This window comes from Sphingobium sp. DC-2, from assembly GCF_000722555.1.
Taxonomy (GTDB): Bacteria; Pseudomonadota; Alphaproteobacteria; order Sphingomonadales; family Sphingomonadaceae; genus Sphingobium; species Sphingobium quisquiliarum.
On record NZ_JNAC01000119.1, the window covers coordinates 1 to 9,214 of the forward strand.

Sequence of the window (9,214 nt, forward strand, 5' to 3'; positions counted from 1 at the left end):
AATCTCCGCCAAGCATGCTCAAGCTTCACGATTTTTGCAACAGAGCCGACGTCCCCGATGCGGTCCTTCACTATCTCGCCGCCCAGCTCTTCGTCGATGTTGATGCGTTCGCCGACTATGGCCAGCGCGCGCAAACACGTAACGATCATGCCGACATTGCGGCACGGCATCTGGGGCTACACCCTTTTCGGCGAGGGGATATACCGCTCGCGCTCGATCTCGCCGCAAGAGCTGCGGAGCGGACCGATCGGGGCGAACCTATTGTCCGCGCATTGATGGAGGGGCTGAAGCAGGAACGCTTCATTCTTCCATCGGCAGACACGCTCGAACGTGCGGGCCTCGCCGGCAGGGCACGCGCCCGCAAAGCCGCGGCGGCGCTCATTGTCGAAAGCCTGGGTCATGCCGAACTGGCGCGGATCGATGATCTGATCGTCAACAACAGCGACTTCGGCATGACGCCGCTGGCCTGGCTGCGCAATTTCGAGGAAGCGCCCACCACGGCGAACATCAACGGGCTGCTGGAACGGCTACGCTATGTGCGCGGAATCGGCATCGACCCGGCGATCGGCGCGAAAATCCCCGACTTCCGGTTCGCGCAGTTCATGCGCGAAGGTGGCGTTGCGCCGGCGTTCCTGCTCTCCGATTATAGCCTTAACAGGCGCCGCGCGACGCTGATCGCGGCGGTCATCGACCTCGATGCCAGGCTCGCCGATGGTGCGATCCAGATGTTCGACAGGCTTGTCGGAAGCCTGTTCACACGGGCGCGGCGCGGGCGGGAAAGGCGCTATCAGGACAGCATCCGCTCGGTCGGCGAACTTATGCGGCTGTTCGGCGCGACGATCGCCGCGCTGGGAGAGGCGGTCGAACATGGCGGTAATCCGCTCGAACTGATCGACGAAGCGGTAGGCTGGCACAGACTGGTCGCAGCCAAATCGCAGGTCGATGCGCTGGCCGAGCTGGCGGGCGAAGATGCGCTTGTCGCGGCGACTGGTCGCTATGCGACGCTGCGGCGGTTCAGCCCGGCTTTCCTCGATACATTCACGTTCAAGGCATCGGGGAGCGGATCGCAACTGGTCAAGGCCATCGAGGTCATCCGCGATACCAATGCCCGCAAGGCCCGCAGCCTGCCCGAGGGCGTTCCGCTCCCATTCGCCAACCGGCAGTGGAAGCGCCTCATCACCGAAGGTGGCCAGGTCGATCGCCGGCGATACGAGACGGCCATCATGGCCACGCTGCGCGATCGGTTGCGCGCCGGCGACATATGGGTCGAAGGAACCCGCAATTATCGCCGCTTCGACACCTATTTGCTGAGTCGACGCGATGCCGATAAGGTGGCCGACAGCCTGCCATTCCAGACCGATGCGGCCGCCTATCTGGAGGAGCGGGCAAGGACGCTCGACTGGCGGCTGCGCCGTTTCGCCAAGCAACTCAAGGCGAACAGGCTCGCGGGCGTGGCGCTCGAACGCGACCGGCTCAAGCTGCAACCCATGCCGGCGATCACTCCACCCGAGGCGGAGGCTCTCGATCGCAGGCTCGACGCCTTGCTTCCGCGCGTGCGGATCACCGAACTCCTGGTCGAGGTGGCCGAGCGCACCGGGTTCCTGAGCGCATTTCGCGATCTTCGGTCCGGCAAGGAGCATGACAACCCGCACGCGATCCTCGCCGCCATTCTCGCTGATGGATCGAATCTGGGTCTAGAGCGCATGGCCAACGCCAGCGACGGGGTGAGCTACGCCCAGCTTGCCTGGACCCACAACTGGTATTTGTCGCCCGAAAACTATCAGGCCGCGTTGGGGATGATCGTTGCCGCGCACCATGATCTTCCTTTCACGCGCCATTGGGGAGCCGGCACTAGTTCATCCTCCGATGGGCAGTTCTTCCGCTCGGGCCGCAACCGATCGGCGGCGGCCGACATCAATGCGAAATATGGCAGCGAGCCGGGCCTGAAGATCTACTCCCACCTGTCCGATCATTTTGCCTCGTTCGGATCGCGGATCATGTCGGCCACCGCCGGCGAGGCCCCCTACGTGCTGGATGGCCTGATGCTCGGCGCCGGCGCGCTACCGCTGCATGAGCATTACACTGATACCGGCGGCGCGACGGACCATGTCTTTGCCCTTTGCCATCTTCTCGGCTTCCGGTTCGTGCCCCGTCTGCGCGACATCGCCGACCGGAAACTCGGCTCGATCGCCGCGCCTTCGACCTACAAAGGCATCGAAAGCCTCATGGGCCGCACGATCAAGACGGCGGCGATCGAAGCCGATTGGGATGACATCGTCAGGATCGTCGCCTCCATTAAGGAAGGAGCCGTTGCGCCCTCCGCGATCCTGCGCAAGCTGGCCGCCTACAAGCGCCAGAACAGGCTGGATTTTGCGCTGGCCGAACTCGGCCGCATCGAGCGGACGCTATTTGCGCTCGACTGGCTTGAACAGCCCGACTTGCGTCGCGCCTGCCAGGCCGGCCTCAATAAAGGCGAAGCACGTCATACCCTTGCCGCCGCGATCTACACCAACCGACAGGGGCGGTTCACCGATCGCTCGATCGAGAATCAGGAATATCGGGCATCGGGCCTCAATCTGCTGATCGCGGCGATTTCTTACTGGAACACCGTCTATATGGACAGGGCCGCCCAGCATCTCCAATCATCCGGCGGCACCTTCGATGATGCGCTGCTTGCCCATCTCTCGCCGATGGGCTGGGTGCATATCAGTTTGACCGGCGACTATCTGTGGCAAAGGGCAAACCGGCTCTCCCCTGGCGAGTTCCGCACCCTCAACGATCCCATGGCCCGCCTCAAACTCGTGGCATAGCCAGTGTTCTCATTATGTCCGCCAAATCGTTGTCTGGCGCACAAACCTTGAGGTGACGCCAAGTTCCTTGGCAAAAAGGCTGCGGCCCATTCTAAATCGCTTCCAGCGACTGCCGCTGGTTCGGGAGCCAGTGCCTGAGCGGCATTCGATTTCTGGTTCTTCCCAATGCTCAGCGCCTAGGGATTTTGTGTTCAATCGATAAAGGAAGTAGCGCCCTTCGATTTTGCCATTGATCCGCTTGGCATACATGCGCATGTTTATGCGCAGCATTACTTGGAGGTCAGGATGGGCCGCTACGATATCGGATTAAGGAGCCACAGAAAGCCCACCAATATCTCGCTAGATACCGCCTTGGTGGCTGAAGCGAAGCGGCTTGGCATCAACATCTCGCGAGCCTGTGAAAGCGGACTGAGCGATCAGATTGCAAGGGAACAGGCTCGGCTTTGGAAGGCCGATAATGCATCGGCCCTGGAAAGCTCCAATGATTATGTCGACCGGCATGGACTACCGCTCAGCCGGCATCGCCACTTCTGATGGCGAAGTTCGATGTCCTGCGACAGAGGGAAGGGGGCTGCTATGTGCTGGATTGCCAAGCTGATCTTCTGAGCAATCTCAACACGCGTCTGGTCGTCCCGCTTCTGCCGGTTGCAGAAGCGCCTTTACCCGCTATCCGGCTGAATCCAATACTGGACGTCGAGGGTGAGCAGCTAGTGATGGTCACTCAATTCGCCGCAGCCATGCCAGTGCGGGAGTTGGGCGAGATCGTTCAGTCCATGCTATCGCAGCAGGATGTCATAAGCGCTGCCCTGGATATGCTGATCGTGGGATTCTAATAATGATGGCATGACTGGTCTGGATAGCTATCCGATAGCTACTATTATTCCTTTGATCGAAGCTGTGAATCAATAAGTATGCACTGATTCAGACAAGTCGTGAGACGAGGGAAACCCGGACGCCTATCCTGCCGCCATGGAGCGCTCTTTCCCGCATCGCCTCATCCACCTGCGTGCACTGGACCCTGCGCGCAACATCGCGCGTGACTATAGTATCTGGATCAGCGTCGACCTGTTCGGCGACTATGTAGTCGAAACCTGCTGGGGGCGGATCGGCGCCGCGGGACAGCGGCAAAGACGCAGCTTTCCGGACGCGCTTTCGGCGCGGCGGCATCTGCGGGCGATTTTCAGGAAGAGGCGTGGCGCACGCAGGCGGATCGGCGTCGATTATCATCTCGTGGCGGTGTCGACGGGCTAAGCGGCGCGGCCTCTTCAGCTGCGCAGGCGACGGACATTTATCGCTCGCGCGCGGGCTTCCACGCTGATCTCGAAGTGATCAGTCTGCATGACGTTGGTGATGGCGGGCGGCACAAAGGCGGCGATGCTCGTGCCGCCACGCCGCCGCAGGCTGTCGAAGAGGATGCCGACTTTTCCATCCGAGCGAAGCTGCTCGCCGAAGAGCTGGGAGGCGGCATAGCTGTCGCGCCGGTAGAGGTCGGGGCGCTCCGCCTGGAGTCCCTTGATGTCGCAATAATCTTTGCCCATAAGCGTTGCCGAATAGGCCCGGTAGGTCCGCTTCATGGTTGGCACATTGCGGGCGATGGCTTCACGGCGGAGATGATGGCCGACCTCGGCGGCCGCCGTCTGGATATCCGTCGAGGCATACCAGGCGCCCAATTCCGGGCCGTTGAAGCGCATGCCCTCGGGCGCGCCATGCAGGAAAGCCGCCATGATGACGCTGCTGTTGGGGCGGCCATAGACCCACTGGTCCTGGGGAAGCCGGTGCAGCCGATCGGCAGACAGGCGATCGTTAGTCCACCCGGCAAGCTCCATGACCGCTTGCGCGTCCGCCGCCGTCGCGACCGTGTCGAACAGGCCGATGGGCGGAAAGCGCGAAGGAATGAGACGATAGCTCGGCTGCGGCGCGCCGGTGAACAGTTCCGTCACTGAAAGATGATCTCGCCATCCTCATAGGGCGCGAAGTCCGCTTCCGCCGCGGTCGGCGGCATATAGAGACCGCCGCGCGCCGCATCGAGGAAACGGCGGACCGTCATCAGCCCGTCCTGCGTCCCGTTGATGGCGAGCATGAGCGGCGGCCTGCCGCCGAAGACACGCGCATCATGCGGCTGACGCAGCCATGCAACGGCATCGCGCTCTTCGGTGAACAGCATGGCGAGCGCGTGGTGGATGCCAAGGAGGGCGGAAATGCGGGTCAGCACGTCGACATCGAGCGTGATGGAGCCATGCTCGCGCGCCTGCTTGCACCAGTTGTGGAAGGTGGAGCGCGAGGGATAGCCCAGGATCAGCCGCCGCTGCTCCTCGCTGAGGCCCCAAAGGTCGGCGATCGCGAGAAAAGTGCGGAGCGCAGGCGCGCTCAGGCGGCGGCGGTTGGATGGCTCGAACCGGGAAAGGTCGAGAGCGGGAAGGCCTCCCTCCGGGATCGCTGCTTTTGAAAACCGGGCCATGGATAACCTCCAGATCTAGAGTTAGTCCAGATTTGGACAGTAGGCAAGGGATTTACAGATCTCGGGCGCAGCCGATAGGGACGAAGAGCACGAGCTGTCGCCTGAATCGAGAGAGAGGAGGAGGGACTGCGCTTTTTGCTGCCGAGGAGCAGACGGGAAGGGAAGGGCAGCAGCCGAACTGGAGCGGGTAGCGGGGATCGAACCCGCATCACAAGCTTGGAAGGCTAGTGCTCTACCATTGAGCTATACCCGCCCGCAGGCAAGCGCCCTGCCATCTTTTGACGGGCCTCGTCAATATCAAAGCAGCTGGCCGTCATCCGACGATAGGCTATCGGACGAGCACCAGCTTCACCCCGATCATCTTTGCGACCGCCGCCCATTGGCGGTCCGTGGTCCAGGCCGGCAATCGCTCTCGAAGGGCCAGGGCCAGGCAGAAACAATCGCCAAGCGACAGTCCCGCCTCCGACGCGGCTGCGAGTATATGCCCCGCCATTCTGGCCAGCTCGGCGTCCGCCTCAATCAAGGCAATGGGTAAAGGCCGCAGCATCGCCTCCACTTCCTCGGGTGGCATGCCATGACGAACAAAATGGCTGGTCACTTCGGCCAGGTTGACCACGCACATCCGCGCGCCGCCAAGTGCATTGGCTACCTTGTCGCCACCGCGCTCCTCGCGCAGCATGGCCAACAGGGCAGACGCATCAAGGACAAGCCATGTCATTCTCCGCCTTCCGCACGCCGGTTGGCGAGGAAGCCCTCCACCGAGGCATCCGGCTTGTCCGCCGTATATTTCCGGGCCAGTGATCGGGCATGGGCGACGGACTGCGCCACAGTCCGCAAAATGAGCCCTCCAGGCGTTTCCTCGAAAAGCAAGGCTCCACCGTCAGCAAGGCCGAGGCGTTTGCGAACATCGGCAGGCAGGATCATGCGGCCATTAGGGGCAATGTTCACCTGAATCGTCATGTCTGGCTCCTGACGCCATTTCGATGATTAATGGGAGTAAGATACATTATATATCCGAGTTTGGTTTTTGTGCCAATTTATTCACCTTGTGGCACAGATCCGGGCTTCTGCCCGGAAAGTGCGCCATCCTTTGATAATGTCCTTTATCACATACTAATGCGGGGCGGACATGAAGGCGGTTCACGACAAGATAGAAGGCCCATTCGCGATCGAGGAGGATCTAGCTCTGTACGGCATGGTGATCGGCAGTGCGACGCTGCGCAGCGGCATCAAGCTGATCCTGCATGGCACAATCGCCGGCGACCTGATCCTTGAGCCAGGAGCGCGCGCCATCATCCACGGCACAGTCGCCGGGCGTATTTGCAACGAGGGCGGGCGAGCCGAGATATTCGGCTTTGTTGATGGCGTCGAAGACCTTTCCCCGGACGCCGTAACGGTCATCGACACCGCCGCCCATGTTCGCGGTCGGCGATGAACCAGCTCGCCCCTCTCCCGTCACCCAGCTTAGCGCTGCCCGCGCTCATCGCGTCGGCCGATGAGCGGGCGCGGCTGCGCTTCCTCGAGTTCTTCGCCGTCACCATCCGCAATCCCCATACGCGCCGTGCCTATGCGCGCGCAGCGGGCGAGTTTTTGGCTTGGGTAGCGGCGCGCGGCATCACATCGCTCGCCGGCTTGCAGCCGCTTCATGTCGCGGCCTGGATCGAGGCGCTGGGACGCGAGGTGAGCGCGCCCACCGTCAAGCAGCAGCTCGCGGCCGTGCGCCACCTGTTCGACTGGCTGGTGACAGGCCAGGTCATGCCGACGAACCCGGCCGCGTCGGTGCGCGGGCCGGCGCACAGCGTCCGGCGCGGCAAGACGCCGGTGCTGGCCGCCGACGAAGCGCGGCGACTGCTGGATGTGATCGATGCGACGACGCCGGCAGGTTTGCGCGATCGGGCGCTGATCGGGTTGATGGTCTATTCGTTTGCCCGGATCGGCGCGGCGCTGGCGATGCGCGTGGAGGATGTGTTCGTGCAGAATCGGCGACTATGGGTGCGGCTGCACGAAAAGGGCGGCAAGCGCCACGAAATGCCCTGTCATCACAACCTTGAGCATTATTTGGCCGAATATCTCGATGGCTGCGACTTGCGCGAGGACCGCAAAGGGCCGCTGTTCCGTACGATCGCGCGCGGGACCAAGCGCTTAAGCGACACCCCCCTGCCCCAGGCCAATGCCTTCGCGATGGTGCGCCGTCGCGCCGTCGCGGCCGAGATCGAGACGGCGATCGGCAACCATTCGTTCCGCGCTACGGGGATCACCACCTATTTGAAGAACGGCGGCACGCTGGAGACAGCCGCGACGATGGCGAACCACAGTTCGACCCGCACTACCCAGCTCTACGATCGCCGGCCCGATGACGTGACACTCGACGAGGTAGAGCGGGTGTTGATCTAGGCGGCGACCGGCGGCGCACATTCCCAGCGGCCCCCCCCGCCATTGAAACCCGACCCGTTGCGCGTTGCCGATCGCGGGCGGCTCGCCTTTGCGCCAGAACCCAAGCATCTTGCCTCGATCGTCCAGATGGGCGTCGGCGACGATCGCGTGCGCGGCCTGGATGAACTGCCCATGCCCGAACACATAGACCAGCGATCCCGCAGGCATGGCGGCGAGGCGGGCTAGGGCCGCGCCGCCGCGCCGGAGCAGGGTGGCGAAGCTCTCCGCCCCCTCCCCGCCGCAATAATCAGGATCGGCCTCGCTCCAATAGCGTTCGAGATGAGGCATCCGCTCGGCGCTCCGCGTGCCGTTCCAGCGCGCCGGTTGCAGATAGGTGAACTCTTCGATCGGCCACACTTCCACCGGCGTATCGGGGAAACGCGCGATGGTAGGCGCGGCCGTTTGCCGGGTGCGGGTATAGGGCGACGTGACGATGAGCGCCGGCGCTTCGGTCCAACTCGCCGCGACATGATGCGCCTGTTCCTGGCCCCGCTCCGTCAGCTCGATCGTCGCCAAATCATGGCAAGGGATGCCGGCATTGCCAGTGCTTTCACCGTGGCGGATGAATATGGCCCTCATGGCTTCCCCTTCATTGCGGGCAGATTGCTATCTAGGCGATATACAAAAGATAGCTATGTTATAGCGTTGCGCATATTTATGCTTGTATCCGCAAGGAAGCGGCAGGCTATTCGAACAACTCCGAATGCGTGCCGGCGCGCACGAAGTTCACCAGGTTTCCCTCGATCGTGTAGATGAGCAGGAAGTCGCCGCCGATATGGCACTCGCGATGGTCGCTCCAGTCGCCTTTGAGGGCATGGTCCAGCCATTCCGGGCCAAGCGGCGCGTCATTGGCGATAAGGAGCATCATCGCTTCCTTGAGCTGCTTCATGTTGTAGCGCCCGCTGCGCGACAACCGCTCCCAATCCTTCACGAACTTCTTTTCGTAGGAGGCCTCTCGAGGGAGCGAAGCACGCTTACTGCTGGCGGGCTTCTTGGTCGAGGGCATCAAACAATTCCTGAGGATCGGTGAAGCGGGCGCGGCGGGACTTCATCGTTGCGCGAGAGGCTTCGATGGCTGCCCGCGTTTCGGCGTTCGGCACCTTTAGCTCGAAAGGCAAGGCGTGATCCTTCGCGATCCGGGTGAGCGTCATGCGGACCACATCGGATACGGTCAGTCCCAGTTCGGCCAGGACGGCGGCGGCTTCATCCTTCAATGTTTCGTCGATGCGCGCGCGCACGAAAGCGGTAGCGGCCATAAGAACCTCCTGTGATCCGTCTTCATTGTAGCTCAACTGAGCAACAGTTACAACCATCCTGCGCCTGCCGCTTGCGCGGCACCGTGGCTCGAGTCGCTGCGCTCCCCAAGCCCGCACACGGTCTTGGCCATTCGGTGACGATCCACATGGCGGGCGAGATCGCGTGCGCGGATCTCGGGGACAAGGGTGCCGGCGCGCCGGCAGGTTGGGGGCGTTTGCGGGAGGGGGCGGAATCCTACGCTAAGGATTTGGGCCAG

12 protein-coding genes, 1 tRNA gene and 1 pseudogene are annotated in these 9,214 nt (G+C 62.5%); 6 read left to right on the top strand and 8 right to left on the bottom strand.

All coding sequences use genetic code 11. The features are described from left to right. The 4 genes from ET21_RS0120955 to ET21_RS0120970 all read left to right on the top strand — a co-directional run. A partial coding sequence (locus tag ET21_RS0120955; protein WP_030541207.1) for a Tn3 family transposase occupies positions 1-2,810 on the top strand: 2,810 nt, incomplete at its 5' end. Positions 2,811-3,095: 285 nt separating this feature from the next. Then, the gene (locus ET21_RS0120960; RefSeq protein WP_030541208.1) at positions 3,096-3,344 is read left to right on the top strand and encodes a type II toxin-antitoxin system CcdA family antitoxin; all 249 of its coding nucleotides are present in this window, start codon (positions 3,096-3,098) and stop codon (positions 3,342-3,344) included. Beyond that, positions 3,344-3,643 (top strand): CcdB family protein, encoded by a 300-nt coding sequence (locus ET21_RS0120965; protein WP_030541209.1) that lies wholly within the window; start codon positions 3,344-3,346, stop codon positions 3,641-3,643. The genes ET21_RS0120960 and ET21_RS0120965 overlap by 1 nt, the downstream gene beginning before the upstream one ends. Before the next feature lie 136 nt (positions 3,644-3,779). Further along, on the top strand, positions 3,780-4,061 hold the full coding sequence (locus ET21_RS0120970) for a WGR domain-containing protein (protein ID WP_030541210.1): 282 nt from the start codon (positions 3,780-3,782) through the stop codon (positions 4,059-4,061). Positions 4,062-4,075: 14 nt separating this feature from the next. On the opposite strand, the gene ET21_RS0120975 is transcribed toward ET21_RS0120970, so the two are convergent. The 5 genes from ET21_RS0120975 to ET21_RS0120995 form a co-directional block, all read right to left on the bottom strand. After that, on the bottom strand, positions 4,076-4,750 hold the full coding sequence (locus tag ET21_RS0120975; protein ID WP_030541211.1) for an RES family NAD+ phosphorylase: 675 nt from the start codon (positions 4,748-4,750) through the stop codon (positions 4,076-4,078). Then, positions 4,747-5,268 (bottom strand): MbcA/ParS/Xre antitoxin family protein, encoded by a 522-nt coding sequence (locus ET21_RS0120980; protein ID WP_030541212.1) that lies wholly within the window; start codon positions 5,266-5,268, stop codon positions 4,747-4,749. The genes ET21_RS0120975 and ET21_RS0120980 overlap by 4 nt, the downstream gene beginning before the upstream one ends. Before the next feature lie 179 nt (positions 5,269-5,447). Further along, positions 5,448-5,521 (bottom strand) — tRNA-Gly (locus ET21_RS0120985). 75 nt (positions 5,522-5,596) lie between these two features. After that, on the bottom strand, positions 5,597-5,986 hold the full coding sequence (locus ET21_RS0120990) for a type II toxin-antitoxin system VapC family toxin (RefSeq protein ID WP_030541213.1): 390 nt from the start codon (positions 5,984-5,986) through the stop codon (positions 5,597-5,599). Then, complete coding sequence (locus tag ET21_RS0120995) at positions 5,983-6,228, bottom strand: AbrB/MazE/SpoVT family DNA-binding domain-containing protein (RefSeq protein ID WP_030541214.1); 246 nt, start codon at positions 6,226-6,228, stop codon at positions 5,983-5,985. The genes ET21_RS0120990 and ET21_RS0120995 overlap by 4 nt, the downstream gene beginning before the upstream one ends. Positions 6,229-6,397: 169 nt before the next feature. Here ET21_RS0120995 and ET21_RS0121000 point away from each other — a divergent pair, with 169 nt between their 5' ends. Further along, a complete protein-coding gene (locus tag ET21_RS0121000) occupies positions 6,398-6,703 on the top strand; it encodes a hypothetical protein (protein WP_007681980.1) in 306 nt (101 codons plus the stop codon). Continuing rightward, the gene (locus ET21_RS0121005; protein ID WP_007681981.1) at positions 6,700-7,662 is read left to right on the top strand and encodes a tyrosine-type recombinase/integrase; all 963 of its coding nucleotides are present in this window, start codon (positions 6,700-6,702) and stop codon (positions 7,660-7,662) included. The genes ET21_RS0121000 and ET21_RS0121005 overlap by 4 nt, the downstream gene beginning before the upstream one ends. On the opposite strand, the pseudogene ET21_RS27310 reads toward ET21_RS0121005, so the two are convergent. The 3 genes and pseudogenes from ET21_RS27310 to ET21_RS0121020 all read right to left on the bottom strand — a co-directional run bounded on the left by ET21_RS27310 (position 7,659) and on the right by ET21_RS0121020 (position 8,957). Next, positions 7,659-8,280: pseudogene (locus ET21_RS27310) on the bottom strand (histidine phosphatase family protein). The gene ET21_RS0121005 and the pseudogene ET21_RS27310 sit on opposite strands and share 4 nt — an antisense overlap. A gap of 106 nt (positions 8,281-8,386) precedes the next feature. After that, a complete protein-coding gene (locus tag ET21_RS0121015) occupies positions 8,387-8,707 on the bottom strand; it encodes a type II toxin-antitoxin system YafQ family toxin (RefSeq protein WP_026109744.1) in 321 nt (106 codons plus the stop codon). Then, complete coding sequence (locus ET21_RS0121020; RefSeq protein WP_030541215.1) at positions 8,676-8,957, bottom strand: type II toxin-antitoxin system RelB/DinJ family antitoxin; 282 nt, start codon at positions 8,955-8,957, stop codon at positions 8,676-8,678. Before ET21_RS0121020 ends, ET21_RS0121015 begins: the two co-directional genes overlap by 32 nt. Positions 8,958-9,214: the final 257 nt, after the last annotated feature.

Coding starts and splice junctions, on each gene's coding strand:
- ET21_RS0120960 (WP_030541208.1), top strand. CDS start 3,096: ATGGGCCGCTACGATATCGGATTAAGGAGCCACAGAAAGCCCACCAAT.
- ET21_RS0120965 (WP_030541209.1), top strand. CDS start 3,344: ATGGCGAAGTTCGATGTCCTGCGACAGAGGGAAGGGGGCTGCTATGTG.
- ET21_RS0120970 (WP_030541210.1), top strand. CDS start 3,780: ATGGAGCGCTCTTTCCCGCATCGCCTCATCCACCTGCGTGCACTGGAC.
- ET21_RS0120980 (WP_030541212.1), bottom strand. CDS start 5,268: ATGGCCCGGTTTTCAAAAGCAGCGATCCCGGAGGGAGGCCTTCCCGCT.
- ET21_RS0120990 (WP_030541213.1), bottom strand. CDS start 5,986: ATGACATGGCTTGTCCTTGATGCGTCTGCCCTGTTGGCCATGCTGCGC.
- ET21_RS0120995 (WP_030541214.1), bottom strand. CDS start 6,228: ATGACGATTCAGGTGAACATTGCCCCTAATGGCCGCATGATCCTGCCT.
- ET21_RS0121000 (WP_007681980.1), top strand. CDS start 6,398: ATGAAGGCGGTTCACGACAAGATAGAAGGCCCATTCGCGATCGAGGAG.
- ET21_RS0121005 (WP_007681981.1), top strand. CDS start 6,700: ATGAACCAGCTCGCCCCTCTCCCGTCACCCAGCTTAGCGCTGCCCGCG.
- ET21_RS0121015 (WP_026109744.1), bottom strand. CDS start 8,707: ATGCCCTCGACCAAGAAGCCCGCCAGCAGTAAGCGTGCTTCGCTCCCT.
- ET21_RS0121020 (WP_030541215.1), bottom strand. CDS start 8,957: ATGGCCGCTACCGCTTTCGTGCGCGCGCGCATCGACGAAACATTGAAG.